23 protein-coding genes and 1 pseudogene are annotated in these 26342 nt (G+C 69.7%); 13 read left to right on the top strand and 11 right to left on the bottom strand.

Annotated elements, in window-relative coordinates:
• The first annotated feature begins 442 nt into the window (after window positions 1-442).
• Window positions 443-1294: a DMT family transporter gene (locus tag AWC19_RS19765; RefSeq protein WP_085079689.1), complete on the top strand. Its 852-nt coding sequence runs from the start codon at window positions 443-445 to the stop codon at window positions 1292-1294.
• A gap of 149 nt (window positions 1295-1443) precedes the next feature.
• Window positions 1444-1608: a hypothetical protein gene (locus tag AWC19_RS29920; protein WP_169718133.1), complete on the top strand. Its 165-nt coding sequence runs from the start codon at window positions 1444-1446 to the stop codon at window positions 1606-1608.
• A 118-nt stretch (window positions 1609-1726) separates the two neighbouring features.
• Here the strand turns inward: AWC19_RS29920 and AWC19_RS19760 are convergent, their stop codons facing one another.
• Both AWC19_RS19760 and AWC19_RS19755 read right to left on the bottom strand, forming a co-directional pair.
• On the bottom strand, window positions 1727-4429 hold the full coding sequence (locus AWC19_RS19760) for an FHA domain-containing protein (RefSeq protein ID WP_372508682.1): 2703 nt from the start codon (window positions 4427-4429) through the stop codon (window positions 1727-1729).
• Between the two features lie 141 nt (window positions 4430-4570).
• On the bottom strand, window positions 4571-5614 hold the full coding sequence (locus AWC19_RS19755; protein WP_085079688.1) for an alpha/beta hydrolase: 1044 nt from the start codon (window positions 5612-5614) through the stop codon (window positions 4571-4573).
• A gap of 156 nt (window positions 5615-5770) precedes the next feature.
• Here AWC19_RS19755 and AWC19_RS19750 point away from each other — a divergent pair, with 156 nt between their 5' ends.
• Window positions 5771-6601, top strand: a complete 831-nt coding sequence (locus tag AWC19_RS19750) for an SDR family NAD(P)-dependent oxidoreductase (protein ID WP_085079687.1) — start codon at window positions 5771-5773, stop codon at window positions 6599-6601.
• A 49-nt stretch (window positions 6602-6650) separates the two neighbouring features.
• On the opposite strand, the gene AWC19_RS19745 is transcribed toward AWC19_RS19750, so the two are convergent.
• A complete protein-coding gene (locus AWC19_RS19745) occupies window positions 6651-8903 on the bottom strand; it encodes a molybdopterin-dependent oxidoreductase (RefSeq protein WP_085079686.1) in 2253 nt (750 codons plus the stop codon).
• 224 nt (window positions 8904-9127) lie between these two features.
• On the opposite strand from AWC19_RS19745, the gene AWC19_RS29330 reads away from it, so the two are divergent.
• From AWC19_RS29330 to bphC, 6 genes are all read left to right on the top strand, one after another.
• Entirely contained in the window at window positions 9128-9310 is a 183-nt protein-coding gene (locus tag AWC19_RS29330) for a hypothetical protein (RefSeq protein WP_142281314.1), read from the top strand.
• A gap of 76 nt (window positions 9311-9386) precedes the next feature.
• On the top strand, window positions 9387-9836 hold the full coding sequence (locus tag AWC19_RS19735) for a nuclear transport factor 2 family protein (protein WP_085079684.1): 450 nt from the start codon (window positions 9387-9389) through the stop codon (window positions 9834-9836).
• 57 nt (window positions 9837-9893) lie between these two features.
• Window positions 9894-10337, top strand: a complete 444-nt coding sequence (locus AWC19_RS19730) for a DoxX family membrane protein (protein ID WP_085079683.1) — start codon at window positions 9894-9896, stop codon at window positions 10335-10337.
• Between the two features lie 14 nt (window positions 10338-10351).
• Complete coding sequence (locus tag AWC19_RS19725; RefSeq protein ID WP_372508683.1) at window positions 10352-11230, top strand: alpha/beta fold hydrolase; 879 nt, start codon at window positions 10352-10354, stop codon at window positions 11228-11230.
• 34 nt (window positions 11231-11264) lie between these two features.
• Window positions 11265-12449, top strand: coding sequence for an acyl-CoA dehydrogenase family protein (locus tag AWC19_RS19720; protein ID WP_085079681.1), 1185 nt, complete (start codon window positions 11265-11267; stop codon window positions 12447-12449).
• Between the two features lie 21 nt (window positions 12450-12470).
• Window positions 12471-13379 carry a biphenyl-2,3-diol 1,2-dioxygenase gene (gene bphC, locus AWC19_RS19715; RefSeq protein WP_085079680.1) on the top strand — a complete coding sequence of 303 codons (909 nt, stop codon included), beginning with the start codon at window positions 12471-12473 and terminating at the stop codon, window positions 13377-13379.
• 13 nt (window positions 13380-13392) lie between these two features.
• Here the strand turns inward: bphC and AWC19_RS19710 are convergent, their stop codons facing one another.
• The 7 genes from AWC19_RS19710 to AWC19_RS31245 form a co-directional block, all read right to left on the bottom strand.
• Window positions 13393-13695, bottom strand: a complete 303-nt coding sequence (locus AWC19_RS19710; protein ID WP_085079679.1) for a ferredoxin — start codon at window positions 13693-13695, stop codon at window positions 13393-13395.
• Window positions 13695-14837 (bottom strand): 3-ketosteroid-9-alpha-monooxygenase, oxygenase component, encoded by a 1143-nt coding sequence (locus AWC19_RS19705; protein WP_085079678.1) that lies wholly within the window; start codon window positions 14835-14837, stop codon window positions 13695-13697. Before AWC19_RS19705 ends, AWC19_RS19710 begins: the two co-directional genes overlap by 1 nt.
• Window positions 14838-14969: 132 nt before the next feature.
• Complete coding sequence (locus AWC19_RS19700; RefSeq protein ID WP_245849161.1) at window positions 14970-15824, bottom strand: hypothetical protein; 855 nt, start codon at window positions 15822-15824, stop codon at window positions 14970-14972.
• Window positions 15825-16004: 180 nt separating this feature from the next.
• The gene (locus tag AWC19_RS30770; RefSeq protein WP_085079755.1) at window positions 16005-17900 is read right to left on the bottom strand and encodes a serine/threonine-protein kinase; all 1896 of its coding nucleotides are present in this window, start codon (window positions 17898-17900) and stop codon (window positions 16005-16007) included.
• A gap of 90 nt (window positions 17901-17990) precedes the next feature.
• Window positions 17991-19820 carry a serine/threonine-protein kinase gene (locus tag AWC19_RS31645; RefSeq protein ID WP_085079677.1) on the bottom strand — a complete coding sequence of 610 codons (1830 nt, stop codon included), beginning with the start codon at window positions 19818-19820 and terminating at the stop codon, window positions 17991-17993.
• A 29-nt stretch (window positions 19821-19849) separates the two neighbouring features.
• Window positions 19850-21319, bottom strand: coding sequence for a multicopper oxidase family protein (locus AWC19_RS19685; RefSeq protein WP_085079676.1), 1470 nt, complete (start codon window positions 21317-21319; stop codon window positions 19850-19852).
• Window positions 21316-22062, bottom strand: coding sequence for an arsenate reductase/protein-tyrosine-phosphatase family protein (locus AWC19_RS31245; protein ID WP_281255293.1), 747 nt, complete (start codon window positions 22060-22062; stop codon window positions 21316-21318). The genes AWC19_RS19685 and AWC19_RS31245 overlap by 4 nt, the downstream gene beginning before the upstream one ends.
• 60 nt (window positions 22063-22122) lie before the next feature.
• Here AWC19_RS31245 and AWC19_RS19675 point away from each other — a divergent pair, with 60 nt between their 5' ends.
• The 4 genes and pseudogenes from AWC19_RS19675 (at window position 22123) to AWC19_RS19655 (ending at window position 25689) form a co-directional block, all read left to right on the top strand.
• Window positions 22123-23382, top strand: coding sequence for an APC family permease (locus tag AWC19_RS19675; protein WP_085079675.1), 1260 nt, complete (start codon window positions 22123-22125; stop codon window positions 23380-23382).
• A 24-nt stretch (window positions 23383-23406) separates the two neighbouring features.
• Window positions 23407-23766 carry an ArsR/SmtB family transcription factor gene (locus AWC19_RS19670; RefSeq protein ID WP_085079674.1) on the top strand — a complete coding sequence of 120 codons (360 nt, stop codon included), beginning with the start codon at window positions 23407-23409 and terminating at the stop codon, window positions 23764-23766.
• Window positions 23763-25230 (top strand): annotated as a pseudogene (arsB, locus tag AWC19_RS19665) (ACR3 family arsenite efflux transporter); the annotation flags it as partial. The gene AWC19_RS19670 and the pseudogene arsB, both read left to right, overlap by 4 nt.
• A gap of 27 nt (window positions 25231-25257) precedes the next feature.
• Window positions 25258-25689: an ArsI/CadI family heavy metal resistance metalloenzyme gene (locus AWC19_RS19655; protein WP_085079752.1), complete on the top strand. Its 432-nt coding sequence runs from the start codon at window positions 25258-25260 to the stop codon at window positions 25687-25689.
• 153 nt (window positions 25690-25842) lie between these two features.
• On the opposite strand, the gene AWC19_RS19650 is transcribed toward AWC19_RS19655, so the two are convergent.
• Window positions 25843-26325, bottom strand: coding sequence for a helix-turn-helix domain-containing protein (locus AWC19_RS19650; protein WP_085079673.1), 483 nt, complete (start codon window positions 26323-26325; stop codon window positions 25843-25845).
• Between the last annotated feature and the right edge of the window lie 17 nt (window positions 26326-26342).

Below are 26342 nucleotides of genomic sequence, written 5' to 3'. Positions count from 1 at the left end.
GTCGCGACGGTGGTCGCGACGCTCGTCGCGCTGATTGGCACCAACGGGCCGATGACGGTGCTCGGCGTGACCGACCCGCGAACCTGGGGCTCGTCGGTGGATCAGCGATCTGGTCCCGCATTTCGGCTACGGAGCCGTCACCGCGCTGGTGCCGCACTACCTCTACCGGCCCGGGCCCGAGCTCTGAGACGCCGTCGCCGGGGTTGACCGCGCGGTTTGCGATACGAGGGGAAGATGAGCCGCGTGGAGGTCACCCGGTTGCTGGAACGCTATCGGTCGTCGGGGCGTGGTTCCGCGCCGACGGCATCTCGTCGTTCGTGCCCGACTAATTATGTTGTGGCACAATGCTTTACTTAGGGCCGGGCCGCGCTCGCGCCGGCCGGCGGTGCGCCGCGACGACAACCGAAGATCAGGCCCACCGTGCCGCGGCTATTGTCGGTGCGTGCTGATCGGGTTCCTGCTGGCTCTGGGTTGCTCCGTGTGCTACGGGGCGGCTTCGGTGCTGCAGGCGGTCGCGACGCGCTCGGTGGAACCCGCCAGCAACTCCGGTGTCGACGCCGTGCTGCTGATGCGCGCCCTTCGGCAGTGGCGCTACCTGGCCGGCGTCGGCCTCGACGGCCTCGGGTTTCTGCTTCAGGTGTTGGCGCTGCGCATGGTGCCCATCTACGTCGTCGCCGCGGCGTTGGCCGCCTCGATCGCGGTCGCCGGGATCGTGTCGGCGTGGGTGTTGTCGGCGCGGCTCTCCGCGGCCGAGTGGACGGCGGTGGCGGTGGTTTGCGCGAGCCTCGTCGCGCTCGCGTGCGCTGCCGGCCCGGGGCATTTCCGCCACGCCCCGGCCGGGCTCGGCTGGGCGCTGATCGGTGTGGTCGTCGGGCTCTTCGCGGTCGGTGCCGCGGCGGGCCGGTTGCGTGACCGCGAGCGCTCGCTTGCCCTAGGCCTTTGCGCCGGAAGCGGATTCGGTGTGGTCGAGATCGGCGTGCGCCTGGTCGACGTGATCGATCCGACCGAAGCGGCCTTCTACGCCCAGCCCGCGCTGTACGCGTCCGCCGGTGGCGGCGCCGCCGGGTTCCTGCTGCTCACCGCGGCGCTTCACCGCGGATCGGTGACCACGACGGTGGCCGCCATGGTCGTGGGTGAGACGATCGCGCCCGCGATCGTCGGCGTGGTGTGGCTGGGGGACACCACGCGCGACGGTCTGGGCTGGCTCGTGATCGCCGGATTTGTTGTGGCGGTGGCCGGAACGCTGGTGCTGGCGCGCTTCGGCGAGGCGCCCGCCCCGGCCGAATCCGGCTGAGCCATTTCCCTGCCCCGCGGACGGCGCCGGCGGGGCGACGTTCACCGTCGGCCCGGACGGCGGTCAGCGGATGTAAAAACGCTGTCAATCTCCCGTAAAACCGCTTCGGCGGCCTCGCGAATACTAGGGCCGGGCTGAGAAGATTTGTCATGCCCACCCTCGAGACACGCCTTCGCCAAGAGTTGCGCGACTACGCCATCGAGCTGCGGCAGCTCGCCTACACGCTGCCGAACGGGGTTGGTGAACACAGCCTGCTCCAGCTCTCGGACCGGATGCGGGCCGCCGCCGAACAGGTGGTCCGCAAGGGCGCGTAGCACTCACGGCTTCGCGTGTGAGCCCACGGCTTCGCGTGTGAGCCCACGGTCGCGACACGCCGACGAACCACGCCCTGCGTGCACACCGAAAGCCGTCCGCGCACACGGCGATGGCCGATCAGCCGCCCTTGAGACGGATCTTCCAGCGCACGAAGCCCAAGTAAGCGATGCTGAGCAGTATCAGCGTGCCCATGTCGAACCACCACGCGCCGGCCGTGTGCTGCCAGTGCGAGTCGTGGGGGGTCTGCGGAACCTTGTCCTGCAGGCTGAGCAGGTCGACGGTGGAGGCCGACGATGCGAATCCCCATCGCGCCGGTGTGGCCCAAGACATTTGGTCCAGCCCGAGGCGATCGGTGACGGGAATCATCCCGCCCGAGAACACCAACTGCGACATCACCGCGACGACGAGCAACGGCATGATCTGCTCATTCGACCTGGCGATCGACGACAAGACCAACCCGAGCATCGCCGAGGCGACGGTCGTCATCGCGACGTCGACGAACAGCTCCAGGTTTGGAATGCCCAACGCCACGGCACCCTGGGTCGGGCCGCCCTTGCCGAGGATGGCGATGACCGTGACGATCGCCGACTGGAGAACCGCGAACACCGTATAAACGAACACCTTTGCCAGCAGGTACGCCGACGTGGACAAGCCGACCGCCTGCTCGCGCAGGAAGATCGCGCGCTCGCCGATCAGATCGCGGATCGTGAGCGCCGTGCCCATGAAGACCGCACCGACGTTGAGCAACACCAGGATCTGCGCCGGTTCGGTGGGCGCGGCGCCCATGGGGTTGGGCCGTCCGAAACCGACGTCGCCGGGCACCGACATCGACAGCGAACCCATGATGAAGGGCAGCAGCGCGAGGAATACGAAATAGCCGCGGTCGGAGACGATCAGCCGCACCTGCCGCCGCGCGATCGTCGAGAACTGCCGGAGCAGGCTGGTGTGCGACGGGTCGCCCAGCTCGGCCGGCTTCTGGGCCGGTGGCGGTGGCGGCGGCGGCCCGGTCCGCGCCAGGTAGCGCGCCTTCGCCCCGTCGGGGTCGTTGGCCACCGTGCTGAAGATGTCGGCCCAGTTCGTCGTCCCCATCGCCGGCCCGATCTGGCTCGGCGGTCCGCAGAACGCCGTCTTGCCGCCGGGCGCCAACAAGAGCACCTGGTCGCACACGTCGAGGTAGGTCAGCGAGTGGGTGACCACGAGGACGACGCGGCCGGCGTCGGCGAGCTGGCGCAGCATCGTCATGACCTGGCGGTCCAGCGCCGGGTCCAGCCCGGACGTCGGCTCGTCGAGGATCAGCAGCGACGGCCCGGTCAGCAGCTCCAGCGCCACCGAGGCGCGCTTGCGCTGACCACCCGACAGCTTGTCGACGCGGGTGTGCAGGTGCTGGGTCATCTCGAGTTCTTCGAGGACCCGGGCCACCACTTGGGCGCGGTCGTCCTTGGTGGTGTCCGGCGGCAGCCGCAGCTCGGCGGCGTACATCAGCGCCTGCTGCACGGTCAGCTGCCCGTGCACCACATCGTCCTGCGGGACCATCCCGATCCTGCTGCGCAGCGAGGCGTACTCGGCATGGACGTTGTGGCCCTCGAAGGAAACCGTGCCCTTCGACGGGTGCGTGTACCCCGCGACCAGCCGGGCGAACGTCGACTTGCCGGCGCCGGAGGGGCCGATGACGGCCGTCAGCGTCCCGGGTTGTGCGCCCAGCGAGATGTCGTCCAGCAGGACCTTGTTGTTCTCGATCGTCCACGTCACCCCGCGCACGTCCAGGCCGCCGGTGCGCGTGGACGTGGCGCTCTCGTCGCGGCGGGCCAGCGTGCCCCCGGCGAAGACGAGGTCGATGTTGCCGATGGTGACGACGTCGCCGTCGTGCAGCACGGCCGTGTCGACCCGCGCGCCGTTGACGAAGGTGCCGTTGATGCTGCGGTTGTCATGGATCTCGGTGCCGTGCGGCGTCGGGATCAGGGTGGCGTGGTGGCGCGATGCCAGCACCTCGGGAATGACGATGTCGTTGTCGTTGGCCCGGCCGATCTTGATCGCCCCGGGCGCCGACTCCATCGCCGCGCGACCGGGCCGCAAAATCTTCATCATCGACGTGGCGATGTTGGACGTCTCGCCGACGCGGCCGGTCTCGCCGGCCGCCGGCTCCGCCGGGGCCGCCGGCGGCACGTGGGCGGGCTGCGCGCGGTAGATCTTCGGCGCCTGCTGCGGGCCGGTGTGCGGTCCCGACGGAGGCCCGCCCGCCGGGGGGCGCGGATGCGGCCCGGACGGGTGGGCGGCCTGTGGTCCGCTGGGCGGGTAACCGACCATGGGCCCCGTCGGCGGAAGGCTCGCCTGAGGCCCGCTGGCCGGCTGGGCGGGTTGCCGAATCGGCCCCGACGGGGGCTGCTGCGGCTGCCCGGGCCAGTGCGCCGCCGCCTGATGCGGGGGCGCCTGAGGTGCGCGTGCGCTCGGCCCGCTGGGCGCATTGGCGATCGGTATCGACGTCGTGAGCGGGGGCCGGCCGGCCGAGCCCCGATGGCGGCCGACCTCGAAGGTCAGCGCCGGGCCGTCGGGGTTGCCGATGTTGACCCGCAGGCCGTCCTGGATGTCGACCACCGGCACGCGGCGGTTGTTCACGTACAGGCCGTTAAGGCTGCCGTTGTCGATGGCGACCCACCGACCCTGGTCGAACCGCACGATGAGGTGCGTCCGGGAGATCAGGGGGTGGGCGACGCGGACGTCGGCGCGCAGGTCACGCCCGATGACGACATCGGTGCCTGCCGCGAAAGTGCGCTCGGATCCCTCGTACCGCACGGTCAGCACAGGCGGGGTTGGTCGGCTCACGAGGACCAACTGTATCGGCAGGATTCCCCGGGGCGCCGATTGCAGACAAAGTCGCTGCGCCGACGTTCAAACAACGCTCACCGGGGGCGGGCGGGTTTCAGCCTCGAGACGACCGCGACGGTTGAGCCAGGACGATATCGGTCAGCCCGCGGCTGCGGTGACGCCGCGGTCCCAGCTCATCGGCAAACTGCTTGCCGCCCCGGTCACCTCTTTGATGAAATCGCCGATGTAGCGGATGGCCCGCCTTCCCTCGGGCAGGATGTCGGCCGCCAGCGGAAAGTCGTGAATTTGACCGTCCCAAAGGTGGAGGTCGCAGCGAATCCCGCTGTATTGCAAGCGTTCCGCCATGAGCTCGGCATCGGGCAGCAACAATTCGTCGGAACTGACGTGAATGGTGACCGGGGGCAGAGACGACAAATCGGCGTCCACCGGCGATTCGATGCGGCGAGCAATGCTGCCCCGCCCCTCCGGAATGCGCACCTCGCCGAGATATTTCGCGAACATCGACAACGCGCCGCGGGTGAACATGGAGCACCGGCGCGCGTTGCGGTGCCGAAGTTTGCGCGCCGGGTCGGCGTCGGTGAAAGGCGAGACGGCGGCGATTCCGGCGGGCTTGCCCAGGCCGTTTCCGATGGCCGCCAGCGTGGTCATGAACGCGAGGTATCCCCCGGCCGAGTCGCCGGCCACCACGATCTGGTCGCCGTCATAGCCGCATTCCTGCAGCCAGCCCAGCCCGCTCAGGCCGTCCTCGATGGCATCGGCGATCTGGTGCGATGGAAGTTTCCGGTATCCGATGGTCAGCACCGCCGCGTCGGCGGCCTTCGACAAACGGATGACCATCGACCGGTGCGTGTTGAGGCCGCAGGTCAAAAACGCGCCGCCGTGGAAGTAAAGGATCGCGCGTTTCGGGGATACGCCCCGCGCGCGAACCCATTCCGCGGTGCAGTTTTCCAACCGTATCGGTTCGATCTGGGCCGACGATCGGCGCTGCGGCATTAAACCGGCGAAGCTGTCCACATATTGCAACGGCCAGTGCATATTCGGCTGAATGGCCCACGCGCGTACCGCGTTTTTCACGAGCAACCGGCTGGCCAGCGAAACCGCGAAAGATTGTGCGCTATGGCGATGGTGAATGCGTCGAGTCATCGCCGTGCTTGGCAACACGCGGTGGCGAACTGCGTTCATAACCATTTCCCATCAGCCCTAAGTGCTGAGCCATATACCCGTCCTGGGTAGTGGAAAACGGCGGGCGAACGGGCGGCAAATGTCAGCTTCGTCACGTTTACTTTCGAGAAAAAGCGGGTAGTTTGCCGACCTCGTCGGGTGGCCCAAGATGTGGGCATGGACGACGCGCTGCTGGCAGGCCGGATCGCGGTGGTCACGGGCGGCGGGGGCGGCATCGGCGCGGCGACCGCGCGGTTGTTCGCCCAGCACGGGGCGCAGGTGGTGGTCGCCGACATCGACCCCCACCTGGCGCATCGGGTGGTCGACGAGATCACGGCGTCCGGCGGGTCTGCGCTGCCGGCCGTCACCGACGTCCGGGAGGCGGACCAGGTCGCCGCCTTGGCACGGTCGGTGCTGGATCGCTACGGGCGCGCCGACGTGCTGGTCAACAACGTGGGCCACTGGCTGCGCCACCCTGGGAACTTCGTCGACAGCGACCCTGGGCTGTGGGACGACCTCTACCGGGTCAATCTGCACCACGTCTTCCTGGTCACGAAGGCGTTCCTGCCCGCGATGATCGAGCGACGGACCGGGGCGATCGTCAACGTGTCGTCCGTCGAAGGGTTGCGGGGCTACCCGGAGGACCCCGTGTACGCGGCGTTCAAGGCCGCCGTCATCCACTTCACCCGCAGCCTCGCCGTGCAGGTGGGGCGCGACGGTGTGCGGGTCAACGCGATCGCGCCCGACGTCACCGAGTCGCTGCAGGTGCCGTATTCACGGTGGCTGTCGGCCGAGGAGCAGGCGCAGTGGCCGCGCTGGGTCCCGGTCGGCAGGATGGGGCTCCCCGAGGACCAGGCCGGCGTGATCCTGTTCCTGGCTTCGGACCTCTCCTCGTTCGTCACCGGCCACACCATCCCCACCGACGGCGGAACCGGCGCGGCCGGCGGCTGGTTCCGCTCGTCGCGCCGGCCCGGCCGGGAATGGACGAACCGGCCCTTCGATCCCTGAGCGCCCTCGTTTGGGTTCCGCGCTGTCCGCGGCGAGCCGGACCGTTCCCCTATTGGTGGGCGGTGGCCGCGGGACGGAACCGCGCCTGCTCGTCGATGATCGTCACCGGGATTCCGTTCAGGGCGCCGTTGCCGGACGGCTCGTCGAGGAACGTCGGCGGCGACAGCACGTTCGTGTTGGCCCCCGGCGAGCCGTTTGCCACCGACATCCGGGTCCCCGGCTTACCGTGCCCCCACCCGTGCGGCATCGACACCACGCCGGGCTTGATCGCGTCGGTGACCTCGACGGGCACCTTGATCTCACCGGCCGCCGATTTCACCGTGACGACGTCGTCGTCGGCGACGCCGCAGCGCGCCGCGTCGTCGGGGTGCATCAGCAGCGTGCAGCGGTCCTTGCCCTTCATCAGCGCGGGCACGTTGTGCAGCCAGGTGTTGTTGGAGCGCAGGTGCCGGCGGCTCACCAACACCAGCGGCTCGGCCGGGCGGTCCAGGCGTGCGGCCAGCCGGGGCAGGTCGTCGAGGAGGTATTGCGGGGCCAGGCGGATCTTCTTGTCCGCGGTGCCGAGGACCTCGGGCAGCCGCGGCACCATCGGGCCGAAGTCGATGCCGTTGGGGTTGGCCTTGAGCATGTCCAGGGTGAGCCCGCCGGGGTTTTCCCCGTAGCGGTCGCCGAAGGGTCCGGTGCGCAGCGTCAGGTCCAGGATCCGCTCCGGGCCGCCCGTGACACCCACGGCGTCGTAGAGCTTGCGGATCTGCGCGCCGTCGAGCCCCTGGGTGAAGGCCAGGTAGTCGAAGAAGCCGTCGTCGATCGCGGCGACGTCGACGTCCTCGGCGGGCGTGCCGGTGCACAGGCCGGTCAGCCGGATCAGGATCTCCCACTCGTGCGGGCGATCGCCCGGGTCGAACACCGGCGCCGAGTAGTTGGCGACGCTGTGGATCGCGAACTGCAGGATCAGGTCGTCGTGGTGGGGCTGCTCGAGCGGGGACAGCCCGGGCAGGATGACATCGGCGTGGCGGGTCGTCTCGTTGAGCCAAAGGTCAACGGAGATCATCGCTTCCAGCATCGGCAGCGCCTCGTCGAGCTTGTCGCCACCGGGTGTGGACAGCACGGGGTTGCCGGCGATGGTGATCAGCGCCTTGAGCTGCCCCTCGCCCGGCGTGGCGATCTCCTCGGCCATGCACGACACCGGCACCTGACCGAGAACCTCCTTGGCGCCGCGCACCCGGGTTCGCCAGCGGCCGAACTCGGGTGCGCCGTCCTCGAGGCCCGGCAGCGGCTGGGTGGTGATCGACCAGGCCGCCGGTTTGGGGAACATCGCGCCGCCCGGCGTGTCGAAGTGGCCGGTCAAGATGTTGATCACGTCGACCAGCCAGCTGGCCAGGCTGCCAAACTCCTGGTTGCACAGGCCAATTCGGCCGTACACGACCGACCTCTCGGTGCCGGCGAGCTCGCGGGCCAGCCCGCGGATGCGGTCCTCGTCGACGCCCGTGACCGCGCTCACCCGGCTCGGCGGCCAGTCCGCGGCGACCCGGCGCATTGCGTCGACCCCATCGACGTGCGGGCCGACATTGACCAGGCCCTCGGCGAACAGCGTGTGGGCCACGGCCAGCAGCAGCGCCGCGTCGGTGCCCGGGACGATGGGGAGCCACTCGTCGGCGTGGGCGGCGGTCTGGGTCCGGACCGGGTCGATCACGATCACCTTGCCGCGGCGGCGAACCCCGTCGATCAGGCCCATCACGTTGGGCGCCGCCAGCAGCGAACCCTGCGACGCGGCCGGATTGGCGCCCATGATCACCAGCAGGTCGGTGCGTTCGATGTCGGGCACCGGGAAGGTCCACCAGCCCCCATACATCAGGTGCGACGACAAATTCTTCGGCCACTGGTCGACCGTGCCGGGCGAATAGGTGATCGGCATCCCCGACATGCCCAGCAGCACACCGGAATAGCGGGCCAGCGAGAACGAGTGCGCCAACGGGTTGCCGGTGTAGGCGGTGACCGCGCCGATCCCGTACTTTTCGATCACCGGGCTCAGCAGCTCGGTGCAGCGGCGAAACGCCGCATCCCAGCTGACCTCCTGCCAGCGCCCGTCGACCTTGACCATGGGGCGGCGGATGCGGTCGGGGTCGTCGTGCAGCGCGCCCAGGGAGACGCCCTTGGGGCAGAGGTGCCCGCGGCTCCACACGTCGTCGCGGTTGCCGCGGATGCCGGCGACGCGCCCGCCCGCCACGCGAATCTCCAAGCCGCACATCGCCTCACACAGGGGGCAGGTGCGCACGTACCTGCCGTCGTCGCCGGTCGCCACCCACCCACTGTATTCCGCTACCGCCGGTAGCGGAAGTGGAATCTTGGACCGGGCGACGCTGGGCCGGGAGGGCGTCGCCGCGCCCGTTCCCTGATAACTCCCTGGCCTTCAGCCCTGAGAGGCATTTGAATCTGGGCAGCGCGCTGTACAACTTCGACCCGCCGGTCATAGCGTCGAAGCGCAAGCACACGAACGCGTTTGGAAGGAACCATCGGGGTCGAGCCATGACCGACCATCAGCAGCCGGCGGACCTCGAGTACCTGCGCTGCGAGGTACTCGACAGGATCGAGGCACAACCGTTCGACGAGTGGTCCCCCGCCCTGTTGCGGGCGCTGATCGCCGTCTTCGACCTCAACGGCGTGACGCCGGCGGTCCCGCACGGTTTCCGGCCCTATCTGGTCAGGTAGGGGCGGAAAGTCCCAGCGCCGCAGCGCTTCCGGCGAGGGGTCGGCGGTGGCGCTCGCCCGAACTAGGCTACGAGAGGTGGAGATGTGGGAGCTGGTCGCCCGCGAGCGGATCCGCGACACCCTGGCCCGCTACAACTGGTCGGGCGACGCCGGCCGGCTCGAGGACCTGGCCGAGACGTTCTGCACGGACGGCGTTCTCGAAATCCGCGACATGGAGCCGCTACTCGGGCGATCCGCGATCGCGAGTTTTCTCGGTGGCATCACGGGCCGCGTCGCTCGCGCCGCCGACGTCAAGCCCATCGTCCGGCACAACGTCGCCAACGTGTGGTTCACCGGGCTGACCCGCGACCGGGCGCAGGTCTCGTCGTACTTCACCGTCATCACCCACATCGGGCTCGACCACGTCGGGCGCTATCGTGACACCCTGGTGCCCGACGGCGACTCGTGGCTGATCAAGCACCGCAAGGTGTCCACCGACTGGGCGGCGCCCGATTCGTCGATGGCCCGGCGGCCGCCCAACGGCTGACCCGCTCTGAAAGAGAGTCGTTCCGTGGTGTTTTCGCGAGTCCGGGAGAGGACGATCATGCGTGCACACGCCCACGAAACCGACCGGGCCGTCGCGTACCTGCTCCTGCGCCTGACCATCGGGGCCAGCCTGTTCGGACACGGCCTGGTCCGGCTACCGAAGCTGGGCGCTTTTCACGCGCAGCTGATGGGCGAGTTCAAGGCGTCGATGCTACCCGCCTTCTTGGTCTCGCCGTGCGGCTACGCTTTGCCGTTCGCGGAGCTGATCACCGGCGCGCTGCTGCTGGCCGGGGCGCTGACCCGGGCGGCCGCCGTGGCCGCCGGCGTGGTGATGATCGTCCTGGTGCTGGGCGCGACGTCGATCGAGCACTTCAACGTGATCGGCGAGCAGCTGCTGCACGCCCTCCTGCTCGCCGCCGTGATCGCGTTCCGAAACGACAACGCCTATTCCGTGGACGGCCTGCTCACCCGCTCGGCGGCGCGCCGATCGTCACGACGCTGAGCCGGCATGGCAGGGTGACAGGCGTGGCAGACACTCACCAACTCGCCGAACAGGACCTGCGTGAAATCGAAACCCCGAAGGGGGCTTTGCGGTACTACGACTGCGGCCCCGACTCCGCCCCGGTGGTGCTGTTCCTGCACGGCTCCGGCCCCGGGGTCAGCGGCTGGCGCAATTTCCGCGGGGTGCTACCCGCGTTCGCCCGAACCTACCGCTGCCTGGTGCTCGAATTCCCCGGCTTCGGTGTCAGCCCCGACTTCGGCGGCCACCCCATGATCGACGCCCACGGGGCGGTGGTGCCGTTCCTGGACGCCCTCGGGGTGGACAAGGTCCACATCGTCGGCAACTCGATGGGCGGCGGTGTGGGCATCAACTTCGCCATCCGCGAGCCGGATCGCATCGGCCGGCTCGTGACGATCGGCGGCATCGGCACCAACATTTTCAGCCCCAGCCCCAGCGAGGGCATTCGGCTGCTGCAGGAGTTCGTCGAGGACCCGACGCGCCAGCGGCTGGTCGACTGGCTCAAATCCATGGTCTACGACCAGGCGATGGTGACCGAGGAGCTGATCGAGGAACGCTGGCGGCTGGCGACCGACCCCGAGGCCCTCGGGGCCGCGCGCCGCATGTACGGGAAGGCGGCGTTCGCCGCGATGACGGCCGCGATGGCCGCCTCCGACCGGCCGATGCCGTGGGCGGTCATGCATAAGGTGGCGGCACCGACGCTGCTCACGTGGGGCCGCGACGACCGCGTGAGCCCGCCCGACATGGCTTTGATCCCGATGCGCACCATCCCGAACGCGGAACTTCACATCTTCCCCAACTCCGGGCACTGGGCCATGATCGAGGCCAAGGAGGCGTTCGAAAGCACGGTCTTGGCGTTCCTGTCCCGCAACTAGCTGACGCACGTAAGGACCACGTAAGGACATCGACATGGGCGAGCGGGTTATCGACCGGGTCTTCATGATGGCCGACCAGCTGCGCGCCCAGGCCGCCGACGCCGAGCGGATCGGCCGGCTCACCGACGACACCGTGAAGCTGATGAAGGGCGCCGGGCTGATCCGGCTGCTGCAGACCAAGCAGTACCGCGGTTTCGAGGCCCACCCCCGCGAGTTTGCCGAGACGGTAATGGCCACGGCGGCACTGGATCCCGCGGCCGGCTGGATCGTCGGCGTGGTCGGCGTGCACCCCTATCAGCTGGCCTATGCCGATCCGAAGGTGCCCGCCGAGATCTGGGCCGACGACGTCGACACCTGGATGGCCTCGCCCTATGCCCCGCAGGGTGTCGCCAAACCCGTCGACGGCGGGTACATCTTCAACGGCCGCTGGCAGTTCAGCTCGGGGACCGACCATTGCGACTGGATCATCCTGGGCGCGATGCTCGGTGACGGCGAGGGCAGACCGCTGATGCCCCCGCAGATGCTGCACATGATCCTGCCGCGCAAGGATTACGAGATCGTCGAGGACTCGTGGAACGTGGTGGGGCTGCGCGGGACCGGCTCCAAGGACGTCATCGTCAAAGACGCGTTCGTCCCGGCCTACCGCACGATGGACGCGGCCAAGGTGATGGATGGCACCGCCCAGCGCGAGGCCGGCATGACCGAGCCGCTGTATCTGATGCCGTGGTCGACGATGTTCCCGCTGGGCATCTCCGCGGCGACCATCGGCATCGCCGAGGGCGCGCTCGCCGCGCACCTGGACTACCAACGCGAGCGCGTCGGCGCCACCGGGACCGCGATCAGGGACGACCCCTACGTCATGCACGCCATCGGCGAGGCGGCCGCCGACATCAACGCCGCCCGCCAGGAATTGTTGGCCAACGCCGACCGCATCTACGACATGGTCGCGGCCGGCAAGGAGGTGTCGTTCGCCGACCGCGCCGCCGGTCGCCGCACCCAGATCCGCGCGGTGTGGCGCGCGGTGGCGGCGGTCGACGAGATCTTCGCCCGCTCGGGCGGCAACGCGGCGCGGATGGACAAGCCGCTGCAGCGGTACTGGCGTGACGTGCACGTCGGCCACCTTCATGCCATCCACGTCCCCGGCACCACGTATCACGCGTCGGCGCTGAGTTCGCTGGGGATCGATCCGCCCGAGGGTCCGCTGCGGGCCCTGATCTAGCGGCGAACTAGGAGCCCCTCGATGAGCGACCTGAAAAGCCTTGGCTACATCACCATTTCGACCGCGGAAATCGAACGCTGGCGGCGATTCGCGTTCGGCGTCCTGGGTTTTGCGGAGGGCAAAGGCCCCGACCCGTCGGCGCTGTACCTGCGGATGGACGAGCGCCCCGCCCGGATCGTCGTCGTCCCCGGCGACGCCGACCGGGTGCTCACCATCGGCTGGGAGGTGCGCGACCGCGCGGCGCTGCAGCGCGTCAAGGCCACCCTCGACGGCGCCGGCGTCGCGTTCAAGCAACTGTCGGCCGGCGAGGCCGAGGAACGCCGCGTCGAAGAGGTGATCGCCTTTGAGGATCCCGCGGGCCACCCGCTCGAGGTGTTTCACGGTCCGGTGCTCGACCACAGCCCGGTGGTCACCCCGTTCGGCGCCAGGTTCGTCACCGGCGACCAGGGGCTCGGCCACGTCGTGGTGCCCGCGATGGACCCCAACGGGCTGTTTGACTTCTACACCGAAGTGCTGGGTTTTCGTTCCCGCGGCGCGTTCCGGGTGCCGCTGCCGAAAGAGTTCGGCCCGGTTCGGGTTCGCTTCCTCGGCATCAACGAGCGACACCACAGCATGGCGATCGTGCCCGCCATGCATCAGCGCGATCCGCGCCTGGTGCACATCATGGTGGAGGTCGACACCCTCGACGCCGTGGGTCAGGCGCTGGATCGCGTGAACGCCGAGGGTTTCCAGCTGTCGTCCACCCTGGGTCGCCACACCAACGACAAGATGGTCTCGTTCTACGTTCGCGCGCCCGGTGACTGGGACATCGAGTTCGGCACCGACGGCATGCGCGTCGACGAAAGGTACTACACCGCTGAGGAAATCACCGCCGACAGCTACTGGGGCCACCAGTGGGTCGGCGAGATGCCCGCGGCGATGCGAATGTGAGTTCCGGGGGCCGCTAGGGACCGTCCCGGACGGCTTCGTCGACGATGCTCAGCTCGCCCTGCCGCACCGCATCCAAGATCGACTCGGTTAGCGACGAGCACGCCTGAAACACCCCGCGTCCCGCCTGGAGCGGCATCTCGCCGGCCTCGGCACGCTCGGCGCACCGGGCCGTCGCGTCGGCGTTCCACTGCACGCTGGTCTGGTTCCAGCTGCTCTTGCGGGCCAGCACCCGCGCGCCGCAGGTCCGGCACGTCACCGGCCGCATCGGCACCTCGTCGAGGCGGTTGTCGGTGCGGACCGAGGGATCGGCGGTCATCACACCGAGCCCGAAACCGCCTCGCGCGCAGCCATGTTCGCCTCGACCTCCCGCATCCACGCCTCGTAGGGCCGGGTGGTGTCCAGCTCGAACTCGAAACGGTCCACCATGTCCGGCTGCACGTCGGCGACGTCGACGTAGAACTGCTGATACCAGCGGCGCAGCTGGTACACGGGGCCGTCCTCCTCGACCAGGAGCGGGTTGTCGATGCGCGCCTTGTGCCGCCAGATCTGCACGTCCTGTTCGAAACCCAACTTGACGAAGTCGCCGAGGGTGATCGCGGTCCGCATGGCCTGATCCTCAGGTTCGGTTTCCGACTTCTTGACGATGATCCCGTATTGCAGCACAAAGGAATTCGCGTCGATCGGATAGTGGCAGTTGATGAGGATGGTTTTGGCGTCGCCCTCGGTGTAGTGGTAGGTCAGGTCGTCGATCATGAAAGACGGGCCGTAGTAGGAAGCCACCGAGGTGGTGCCAAGCATTTGGGAGCCCACCGGGGCGGCGAGGTCGGGGCGGCCCGAACCGTTCATGTACTGCGTCGCCACGTGCCCTTCGAAGATGTTCTTGAAATAGGTGGGCAGCGAGCCGTGGATGTAGAAGAAGTGCGCCATATCCACGACGTTGTCGATGATTTCGCGGCAGTTGCTGTGCACGACGGTGGTGTACCAGTGCCAGTCGGTCCACTCGTCGCTGGTGGCGCCCTCGATGCGCGGGATGGTGATCTCCGGCGGCGGGGGGTTGCGCTCGGGGTCGTTCCAGACGAACAACATTCCGTCCTGCTGCAGCGTCGGCCACGCGTGGGTGCGCGCCGGTTTCGGGGTGCGCCGGCTGTACGGCACCTGCTTGCACCGCCCGTCGCCGCCCCAGCGCCAGTCATGGAAGGGGCAGGCGATCTCGTTGCCCTTGACCTCGCCGTGCGACAGGTCCCCGCCCATGTGGCGGCAGTAGGCGTCGAGCACGTTGACGCTGCCGTCGGCTGAGCGGAACACGACCAGTTTCTGACCGAAGGCGTTGATCGCGTGCGGCTTGCCGTCACCGAAATCCCGGATCAGGCCGAGGCAGTGCCAGCCGCGGGCGAACCGCGTGGGGACGGCCTGTGCTTCGATGAGCCGAACCTCGTCGGCCCCGGACTGCGACGTCATAGGCACCATTGAACCCCCGCGACCCGGTTTTGGGGATAGCCGATTCGGGTGCGTCGGGGACCGCCCGGCCGCGCTCGAGGCCGCAGGCGTTCGACCTGCAGCCAGCTAGGGGCCGGCTCCCCCAGCTGGGCGTCACCGGATCTGAAACCCGCGCCGGCGCGCCCACAGCAGGGCGGCGATCGTCCCGACGATCCAGACCCCGGCGGCGGTCGCCAGGTGGACCAGGCTTTTGGTGTCGCGCCCGAACACCGGCCAGATCAGTTTGGGCAGCTGGGTCCACAGAACGCGGTGCTCCACCCCGTCCATCGGGTCGGCGATGTAGTAGAGCGCGTACGGCAGCGTGAGGGCCAGCACCCACCCGCCGGTGCGGCGGTGATCGGCGCGCTGGCGCCACCGTCGGATCAGCGGCTCGACGCTGACCGGATGCAGCACCGAGATAAGGTTGCCCACGCCCAGCCAGGACACGATCGGCACCGCGACCGTGGGAATCGTGACGGCGAGGCGCCCCGGCGTTTGGAACCACAGCGTCAGGGCCATCGCGGCCACCAGGGTGGGCAGGCCCACGATCGCGAGGAGGGCCAGGTTTTTGATGAGCATCACCCGCCACAAGGGGACGCCGTCGGACAAGGCCTGACGGACGCGGTAGTGATCGGCGCCGAGCAGGTTGGTGGTGGTGACGTCGGCGAGGACCCACGACGAGAAATAGGTACCGACCAAAACGGCCCAGTCGTGGTGGTGGCGTCCGGGTGTCAGCGGCTGCACGAGCAACCACCCCGCGGCGAAGATGACGTTGACCACCACCCCCATCAGCCAGGTGCGCGGCGGGGTGAACGCCCAGCGGATCTCGGCCCCCAGCGCGGGAAACAGGCCACGCTGAAAGTCCTTGGCGGCGCGCTTGGCCGAGGCCGGACGCGGCGCCGAGGCGCGCGCGGCGGCCCGCAGCGCGGCGGCCACGTGCGGGCGCATCGTCGCCGGTAACTGCACCATCTATTTCCCCACCAGAGCGGTCCACCTGTTGCGATGCCTCCTCGTCCGGCGCCGGGGCGCCGGGCGAACGGGGCTAATGCTACTGATGCGGGCGGCGTCGCATCGAAAATCGGGTCGGTGGTGTGCCGCCCGCGGCCGCCCTCCGGCGGCCCGTCCACAACCGCGGGCACAAGGTCGGGCCTAATCACCTGTGCGCGTGAATGTTTCGGTGAAATCGGCGCTCCCGGAGCAGGTGGGATTGCCCGACTGCTCCAGGCGGTCCCGCCCGCTCAGCAGCGTGATCGGATCGTGCGGTGGCTGCGGCAGCGGGTACTGGCCGGTGACCTTGACGAAGACCGGCCCGCCGCACTGGGGCCCGGGCTCGTCGTGTTCGACGTCCAAGGCCCAGGCGCCGCCGCCGAACACCAGCGGTGTGTCAAGGGTTTTGGAGTGAAAGTAGCTCATGCACCGGTCGCCGGTGCGCAGGCAGTCGGTGACGACGGACTGGTCCGCCTGCTGCTGTTGTCCCCGGCCGAACTTCCGCGTGACGTGGTAGCGGCCGTGGAGCGCCTCGGCCGGGGACACCACCCGCGGCGGCAGGGTGCTCGGGTCGGGCAGGCTGTCGATGTCGACATCGCCGGTGCGGGTGAACGTCACGGTTCGTTTCTGGTCGCAGGCGTTGGCCGCGGCCCCGCGGTAATCGCCGGTGAAGGTGCCGTCGGGCCTGCGCTGCAAGGTGAACACCTGCCAAATCTCGGCCGGGGCGTCGCGGCACCTGTCGGAGCCGATGGTCACGGCCACCCAGCGCCCGTCAACCTCGTCGAACACCGTGGTGGAGGCGAGCCGCATCTCGCCGCTGAGCCGCGACGCGGTCGCCCGGCATCCGCCGGGCCCGCACACCGAGCGGACCGCGTAGGTGTCCGTCAGCGCCCCGGCGCCCGAAGCGGGCACGTCGTCGAGGTTGGTGCCCTGGCCGAAGTGCGCGCGATAGACGCCGGTGAAGGGGCCGGAGTTGGGCGCCGCGGCCGCGGGAGTGGCCGGCGCGGCGGTGGAGGTGCGCCCGCCGGTGCGGTCCTCCCGATCGGAAAGGAGCCGGGCCCCCGCGACGACGGCACCCGCGACGACGAGCACCGCGGCGGCCGCCAGGGCGGCGATCCGCCCGCGGGAGCGGCGCCGCGGTGGCGCGAGGGCGGGCATCGTCGCTTGCACCGCGGGATCGGTGTCGGGGAACGGGATCACATCGGCGCGGGTGGACCATGGCCGCAGCTGCTGGGCCAGCCGGTCGGCGAACGCCCGGCAATCGCCGAACCGGTCGGACGGCTCCTTGGCCATGGCGGTGGCAAAGACCGGATCCAGGGCGGCCAGGTCCGCGCGGTGGGCGCCGATCGAGGGCGGCGCGGCGCTGATGTGCTGGCTGATCACCACGGCGGCGTTGGAATCGGCGTACGGCGGCGCCCCGGCCAGCAGGTGAAATGCCGTGCAGGCCAACGCGTATTGGTCGGCGCGGCCGTCGACCCGCTCGCCCTTCAACTGCTCGGGCGCCACGTAGGCCACCGTGCCGACCGTCATGTTGGTGGCGGTCAGCCCGGTCGCGTCGTCGATGTGGCGCGCGAGGCCGAAATCGGCGAGATAGACCCGCCGGGTCTGGTCCTCGGGTTCGGTCAGCAGAATGTTGGCCGGCTTGACGTCGCGGTGCAGCAACCCGCGGTGATGCGCGTAATCCAGCGCCGACGCGACCGCGTTGACGATCGGTACCACCAACTCGGGCGGCATGCCGCCCGGGTAGCTTTCGCGCAGCAGCCGCCCAGCGTCGGTGCCGGCGACGTAGTCCATCGAGATCCAGAACCGGCCGTCCGCTTCGCCGCGGTCGTGGATGGCCACGATGTGCGGATGGGACAGGGTCGCCGCCAGCTCCGCCTCGCGCATGAACCGCGCCCGGAACTCCGGATCGCCGGTCAGGTTTCCCGGCAGGACCTTCAGCGCGTCCTCGCGGGGCAGCCGCGGATGGGCAGCCACGTACACCTGCCCCATCCCGCCCGCGCCCAGCACCCGCAGGATCCGGTAGCCGGCAAACAGCTGACCAACCTCGAGCGGCATGGCCAAATGGTAGATCCACAAGGGGCGGCTGCGACTAGCATTCGCTCCGAATACGCGGGCGACCGTGCCGGCAAAAGCGTCACGGCGGGGCTAGTCGCCCGTGCGGACGATCGTCTGGTCGAAATCCGCGTTGACGGCGCACGGTTCGGACTGCTCCTGGTGACCGCGCCCGATGAGCCGCACGATGGGGTCCTGCGGCGGCGACGGCAGCGGAATTTGGCCGGTGGATCTCATGTGCGCGGTGTCCGTCGACCTCCCGCACGTGATGTTGACGTCGATGTTCCAGGTCCAACTCCCGCCGCCGAAGACCAGGGGCAGGTCGCCCGACGGCTCGTGAAAGTAGCTCATGCAGCGGTCGCCGGAGCGCAGGCATTCGGTGGTCACGGCGGTGTTCAACTGCTGCGGTGGGAGCCCGTTGGCGAAGGTGCGGCCGATGCGGTAGTGACCGCGGAGGGCCTGGGCGGGCGACCCCACCCGCGGCGGCTGGCCGGACGGGTCGGGAACCCGGTCGGCGTCCACGTCGCCGGTGCGGGTGAGGGTCACGGTTCGCTTGTCGGCGCAGCCATTGCCGGCGGTGACGGCGAATTCGCCCGCCAGGGCGCCGTCGGGTCGGCGTCGCAGCGAGAACACCTGCCAGAATTCGGCGTCGGCGTCGCGGCAGCTGTCGGTCCCCAGGGCCACCGCGACCCAGCCGCCGCCGATCTCGTCGAACACCAGGGCCGGCTGCCCGACCGTCGCCCCGCCCAGCCGCGACGCCGTCATCACGCAACCGCTGGGGCGACACGCCGAGCGCAGGCCATAGGTGCTCGTGAGCGGCGGCGTCCCACCGGGTTCCGCGACGTCGTCGAGCCCGATGATCGGGCCGAAGTCGGCACGGTAGGTGCCCCCGAACGGGCCCGCGGCCGGGGCCTGATCGTGCCGGCCCGTGAGCCGCAGCGCGGCAACCACCCCGGCGGCGATCAGCAGCGCGACGCCGAGCAGGGCGCCGGTGAGAATGGCTGCGCGCCGGCCCGGGCGCTTGCGGGCGGATAGCGCCGGCCCCGGCAACGCGGCAACCGTCAGGCCCTGAGGGGACGACGGGGTGCCCAGATGCCGGCTCAATTGCCGGGCGAATTCCCCGCAGCTGCCGTACCGGCCGGACGGCTCCTTGGCCATCGCCATCGCGAACACCGGGTCCAGCCCGGCCAGCTCGGGCCGGCGAGCCCCGATCGAGGGCGGCGCGGCGCTGACGTGTTGGCCGATCACCACCGCCGGGTTGGAACCGCCGTACGGCGGCGCCCCGGCGAGCAGGTGAAAAGCCGTGCAGGCCAACGCGTATTGGTCGGCGCGGCCGTCGACAGCGGCGGCCATCAGCTGCTCGGGCGCGGCGTAGGCCACCGTGCCCACCGCCATCTTGGTCGTGGTGGGGCCCGTCACGTCGTCGACGCGGCGCGCGATCCCGAAATCGGCCAGGTACACGCGCGGCCCCTGCCCGTCGGAATCGGCGACCAGGATGTTGGCCGGCTTGACGTCTCGGTGCAACACCCCGCGGCGATGCGCGTAGTCCAGCGCCGAGGCCACCGCGGTGACGATCGCCATCGCCTCGTCGGCGGGCATCCCGGCCGGAAACCGCTCCCGCAGCAGCCTGGCCACATCCGTGCCGGCCACGTAATCCATCGAGATCCAGAACTGGCCCTCGTGTTCACCGCGGTCGTGAATCGCCACGATGTGCGGATGCGACAACGCCGCCGCCAGCTCGGCCTCGCGGTCGAACCGCTCCCGATACCGCGGGTCGGCGGTCACCTCCGTCGGCAGCACCTTCAGCGCGTCGCGGCGCGGCAACCGGGGGTGGGCCGCCAGGTAGACCCGTCCCATGCCGCCCGAGCCGAGCTCGCAGAGGATCGTGTACCCGGCGAACACCTGACCGGCCTCGAGCGACATGGCCGAATCGTAAGTCCTGGCGGTCCGATTCAGCCGCAATTGAGCAGCAGCATCAGCCCGTAGTCCATGTGGATCTGCTGATGGCAGTGCAGCAGCGACAGCCCGGGCTGGTCGGCGACGAAGTCGACGTCCATGCTTTGGTACCCGCCCAGCATCGCGACATCCTTGCGCACGCCGGCGGTGGGTGTGCCTGCGATATGGGTGATTTCGAAGGTGTGCCGGTGCAGGTGCATCGGGTGCAGGTCGTCGCTGGCGTTGCGGAAGCGCAGCCGGTAGCGCTTGCCGCGCTGGACATCGAGCACGGGCTGGTTGGCGTCCATGGAAAACGGTGTGCCGTTGAAGGTCCACACGTTGAAGCCGTTGTCGGCGGCGTTGCGCTTTTCGATCAGCAGGTCGATGATGCGGTCCGGCGGGGGTACGGGCGCGGGCCGCGCGAACAGCCGGTAGTCCCATTTGAACGGCGGGGGCGGCGCCCATTGTGGGTCGCCGCCGCGCCCCGCGTATTCCACGACGCTGCCCATTCCGTGATCGCGGTCGTCGTCGACGGTATCGCCCAGCACCCAGACGCCGGGATTGGTCATGGCAACGAGCGCCGAAATGCGTTCGCCCGCACCGAGCCACAGCACCGGCACCGGCGCGGGGTTGGGCACCGGGTTGCCGTCGAGCGCGAGGACCGTGAAGGTGTGACCGGGCAGGGCCAGGCTTCGCGTTTCGGTGGCGCTGCCGTTGAGGACGTGCAGCAGCACCCGTTGACCCGTCCGCACGCGGATGGGATCGCCGTGCCCGAGCATGCGCCCGTTGACGGCGAACGCCCCGTAGCTGACTTCGTTGCCGCGCGGGTCGCCGCGGCCAAGTGAGGCCGCCGTCTCCGATTCGCCTTTGTCTTTCAGGTCGGGCTGCTCGTCGCCGGCCAGGAAGTCGGCGGCCATGTCGCCACCGTGGGTGAAGCTGGGCTCGAACTCCTTGAGCGTCAAGAAGATTTCTTGGTCGTAGGCGCCGGGGTTCTGTCTGGGTTCGATGTAGACCGGGCCGACCAGGCCGCTGTACTGGCCGCGGGACAGGTCGGCGCGCGGCACGACATGGCTGTGATAGAAGCGGAAGCCGGCCGGGCCCGGGAGGAACGAGATGCGCCGCATGCCGTGCGCGGGGATGCCGGGCGTGCCCTCCTCGGCCGAGCCGTCGACGTCGACACCCAGGTGCTGGCCGTGCCAGTGCAGCTGCTCGGGGGAATCGGTGTCGTTGAAGACGTCCAACCACGCCCGCTGACCCTCCTTGAAACGCACCAGGGGACCGGGAAATTGGCCGTTGTAGGTGAGCGTCGAGACCACCCGGCCGGGCGCCAACTCCACCCGGCCCGTGCCGATCCGCAAGGTGTAGTCCGGCTTGCCGTGGGGCGGGCCGGGCGGCGCCTCGCGCGAGCAGGCGATGGTCCCGGCACCTGCGGTCGCGGCGATCAGCGCCGCCTTCAGAAGCTCCCGCCGTCCGACCGCCACGGTCATCGCGCTCCGCGCCCGGGGCGCCGCGCGAGGACCGGCAGCAAGAAGTCGATGCGGGCATCCAATTCGCCTGCCACGCGCCGGAATTCGAGATAATTGGCGGCGGCCGACGGGTCGGGCACGCTCCAGTGCGTCGTCGTGGGCACCCCGTGGTCGCGGGCGTACTCGCGGACCTTGTCGCACAACGTGATCACGCAGTCGAAGCGCCTGCGGGCGACCGCGGTGATCGGCTGCGGCCGGATGCCGCGCAGGTCGATGCCGTACGCCTCGCGCATGATGCGAATCGCGTTGGGGTGCAAGCTCGGTTTGGGATGGCTGCCCGCGCTGGCGGTGCGGATGCGGCCCCGGCCCTTCTTTTCGAGCAGCGCCTCGGCCATCGGCGAGCGCGCGCTGTTGCCCGTGCACAAGAACAGCACCGACGCCGACGCCGGCGCGGCGGTAGCGGCGCGAGCGAGGGCCGGATGCAGCGCGGCCGCCGCCTCCCCGAATGCGCCCGCGCACCGGCGCAGGTCGAGCCGGTAGTAGGTGTCGCGGCCGTCGAAGGTGCTTTGCCGCGCGTCGATGAGCCCGGCCGAGCGCAGCAGCCGCAGATGGTAGGAGACCAGGTTTTGCGGTTCGTCAACGGCGGCGGCCAGTTCCCGCACCCGGTGGTCGCCCGCCGCCAGCTCGCTCAGCAGGGCCCAGCGCACCGGGTGCGACGCCATCCGCATCAGCGATGGCACCGCCGCCCGCTTGGTTGTCGCCACCGTCCGGACGATACATCAAATTGATTTGATAGGTTTGGCACCCACCGCAGAGGAGGCCAAGTGTCCGACGGCGACGAGCTGCGCCGCAGCCTGGGGGTTTTCGACGCGGTGGTGATCGGGCTCGGGTCGATGGTCGGCGCCGGGATATTCGCCGCGCTGGGCCCCGCGGCCCGCGCCGCGGGTGCGGGGCTGCTGCCGGGGCTGGCGTTGGCCGCGGTGGTGGCCTACTGCAACGCCACCTCCTCGGCGCGGCTGGCGGCCCTGTACCCCGTGTCGGGCGGGACGTATCTGTACGGCCGCAAACGGCTCGGCGACTTCTGGGGCTACCTCGCCGGATGGGGATTCGTCGTCGGCAAGACCGCCTCGTGCGCGGCGATGGCCCTGACCGTGGGCGCCTACGCGTGGCCGTCCCAGGCGCACGCGGTGGCCGTCGCCGCGGTGGTAACGCTGACCGCCGTCAACTACGTCGGGGTGCAGAAGTCGGCTTGGCTGACCCGCGTCGTCGTCGCGCTGGTGCTGGCCGTGCTCGCCGCGGTGGTCGTCGCCGCGTTCGCCTCCGGGAACGCCGACGTCGATCGGCTGCAGCTGGCCGGCGCCTCGATCGGCGGGGTGGTGCAGGCCGCCGGCCTGTTGTTTTTCGCGTTCGCCGGATACGCGCGGATCGCCACCCTCGGCGAGGAGGCGCGCGACCCGGCGCGAACCATCCCGCGGGCGATCCCGCTGGCGCTGGCGATCGCCCTGGTGTTCTACGCGCTGGTGGGCGTTGCCGCGCTCGCCGCGCTGGGTCCGCAGCGGCTCGCCGCGTCGACGGCCCCGCTGGCCGACGCCGTGCGGGCGGCCGGCGCGGGCTGGCTGGCGCCGGTCGTGCGGGTCGGCGCGGCAATGGCGGCGCTCGGCTCACTGCTCGCCTTGATCCTCGGCGTCTCGCGCACCACGCTGGCGATGGCCCGCGACCGCCATCTCCCCCACGCGCTTTCGGCCGTGCACCCCCGCTTCGAGGTGCCGCACCGGGCCGAGTTGCTGGTCGGCGTCGTCGTGGCCGTGCTGGCCGCCACCGCCGACCTGCGCGGCGCCATCGGCTTTTCCTCGTTCGCCGTGCTGATCTACTACGCCGTGGCCAACGCCGCCGCGCTGACCCTGCGGGCTAACGAGGGCCGGCCGCACCGAGTGATCCCGCTGCTCGGGCTCGCCGGGTGCGTGGGTCTGGCCTTCGCGATGCCGCTGCCGTCGGTGCTGTCGGGCATCGCGGTGCTCGGAGTCGGCGTCGCCGCCTACGCCGCGCGCCGGGCGCTGGGCGGGAGGACGGGACTGGCGCACTGATTCGATAGGTGTTTATATAGAAGAATGTCGAATCAAGCCTGCTGCCCCGCCCTGGGCGCGGCGGCGCTGGGCGAGTCGCAGGCGGCCGAGCTGGCGTCGATGTTCAAGGCACTGGGCGACCCGGTGCGTCTTCGGCTGCTGAGCCTGATCGCCAGCCACCCCGGCGGCGAGGCCTGCGTGTGCGAGATCTCGGCGGCCTTCGACGTGTCGCAGCCGACGATTTCCCACCACCTCAAGCTGCTGCGCTCGGCAGGGCTGCTGGACTGCGAGCGGCGCGGCACCTGGGTGTACTACTGGGCGATTCCCGCTGCGCTGCAGCGGCTTTCGTCCGTCCTGCAGGCCGAAGACCGCGCGGGAGCGCCCAGCGCGGCGTGCGCGACATGACCGCCCGACATGCGGTCGCGGTCCGGCTTTCGACGCTGGACCGCTATCTTCCCGTGTGGATCGCGGCGGCGATGGGCGCGGGTCTGGTGCTCGGCCGGATCGCTCCCGGCCTGGGGTCGGCCCTGAGCGCCGTTGCCGTCGAGGGCATCTCGCTGCCGATCGCGATCGGCCTGTTGGTCATGATGTATCCGGTGCTCGCCAAGGTCCGCTACGACCGGCTCGACGACGTCACCTCCGACCGCAGGCTCATCGCGGCCTCCGTGGTGCTCAATTGGCTGCTCGGGCCCGCGGTGATGTTCGCCCTGGCCTGGCTGCTGCTCCCGGACCTGCCCCAGTACCGCACCGGCCTGATCATCGTCGGCCTGGCCCGCTGCATCGCCATGGTCATCGTCTGGAACGACCTGGCGGGCGGGGACCGCGAAGCCGCGGCCGTGCTCGTCGCGTTGAACTCGCTGTTTCAGGTCGTGATGTTCGCCGCGCTGGGCTGGTTCTACCTCGCGGTGCTGCCCGGCTGGCTCGGCCTGCCGCACATCGGCATCGACGTCTCGGTGTGGCAGATCGCCAAGTCGGTGCTCGTCTTCCTGGGGACTCCCCTGCTGGCCGGATACCTCTCGCGCCGGCTGGGCGAACGGTCGAAAGGCCGCCCGTGGTACGAGACCCGGTTCCTGCCCCGCGTCGGGCCCTGGGCGCTATACGGTCTGCTGTTCACCATCGTCATCCTGTTCGCCTTGCAGGGTGGCCAAATCGCTTCTCGGCCATCAGATGTCGTGCGCATCGCGGTCCCCCTGCTCGCCTACTTCGCGATCATGTGGTCCGGGGGCTACGCCCTCGGCTGCACCCTGCGGCTGGGCTACGCCCGCACCACCACCCTGGCGTTCACCGCCGCCGGCAACAACTTCGAGCTGGCCATCGCGGTGGCGATCAGCACGTACGGCGCCACGTCCGGGCAGGCCCTGGCCGGGGTTGTCGGACCACTGATCGAAGTCCCCGTACTCGTCGCGCTGGTCTACGTCTCGCTGGCGCTGCGCACCCGGCTGTTTCACACGAGCCCGACCCAGGAGCCCACCTTCGATGGCAGACAAACCCAGCGTGCTGTTCGTCTGCGTCCATAACGCCGGACGCTCGCAGATGGCCGCCGCCCTGCTGAACCACCTCGCCGGTGACCGGATCGAGGTGCGCTCCGCGGGCACCGAACCCGCCGACCGGGTCAATCCGGCCGCCGTCGCCGCCATGGCCGAACTCGGGATCGACGTCACCGCCGCCGCACCAAAAGTCCTCACCGGTGACGCGGTGCGGGCCAGCGACGTGGTGATCACCATGGGATGCGGCGAGACCTGCCCCTACTTCCCGGGGGTCTCCTATCGCGACTGGAAGCTGGCCGATCCGGCCGGCCAACCCCTCGAGACCGTCCGCGCCATCCGCGACGACATCGCCGAGCGGGTGCGCGCCCTGATCACCGGACTTGCCCCACAACCGACGGAAGGAAACACCATGTCGCGCGTACAGCTAGCCCTCAACGTCGACGACCTCGGCGCGGCAATCGCGTTCTACTCCAAGCTGTTTGACACCGAGCCGGCCAAGGTCAAACCCGGGTACGCCAACTTCGCGATCGCCGAGCCACCGCTCAAACTGGTGCTGATCGAGAATCCCGGGCAGGGCGGGACCCTCAATCACCTCGGCGTGGAAGTCGCCTCCAGCGGCGCGGTGCGCGCCGAAATCGCCCGCCTCACCGAGCGCGGCCTGTTCACCGAAGAGGAGATGAACACCACCTGCTGCTTCGCGAACCAGGACAAGGTGTGGGTCACCGGCCCCGCCGGCGAACGCTGGGAGGTCTACACGGTCCTCGCCGACTCGGATACCTTCGGGCCCGACAGCGACCCGGCCGACGAGCGCTGCTGCACCGCACAGGACGGGTCGGCATGACTCGATGAGCCGAGAGCCGGTCGTGGGCGGATGTGCCATCGCGCATCTTTCGCCCGGTAAAGGCGCCCGGCCGATTCCCGCGCGGTCTCACCGGAAAGACTGGTCGGGTGGCCGAGCCCGGAACCGAAGCGTTCGAAAAGCTGGTGGCGCTGCTCAACTATCCGGTTTGCTGGTTGGCTCCCCGGCTGGGCCCCCCGACCCAGCTATTGACCGCCGGGGCTTGAGAAGAGGGAGCGTCGACTCCTCCGCTAGCGCCACGTAATAGGCGGCGTCATCGCTTACCTCGACGAGCTCGTCCCGGCGCCGGCCCTGGGCCTCGCCGAAGTCGCGCAGATTGATCACGCGCGCTTTGGGATGCCGACGGTGGACGACTCCCGGCGGTCGTGGCGGTTGTGGGCCATTGCTGTCGCCGTCTTCTAGCCAGCCGAGCGGGAATCCGGTCAGCTCGGCCCATTTCGGCAGGGACTCGGGGTTGATGGGGCCGCGGCCGTTGATCCAGGCGCTCACCGTATTGCGGCTCACTCCAAGGTAATCGGCCATTTCCTGCACCCCGATGTCGGACTCTCGGAGACTCTTGCGGAGCCGGTCGGCGATGTCCCAGGGCGGGACACCGAGACCTTGAATACTTGTGGTCATGCACAGAGCTTTGCACA

The organism is Mycobacterium palustre (genome assembly GCF_002101785.1).
In the GTDB taxonomy this organism is placed as follows: domain Bacteria; phylum Actinomycetota; class Actinomycetes; order Mycobacteriales; family Mycobacteriaceae; genus Mycobacterium; species Mycobacterium palustre.
Note: the sequence above shows the minus strand (reverse complement) of the source record. Positions and strands in the feature narration are given on the sequence as shown.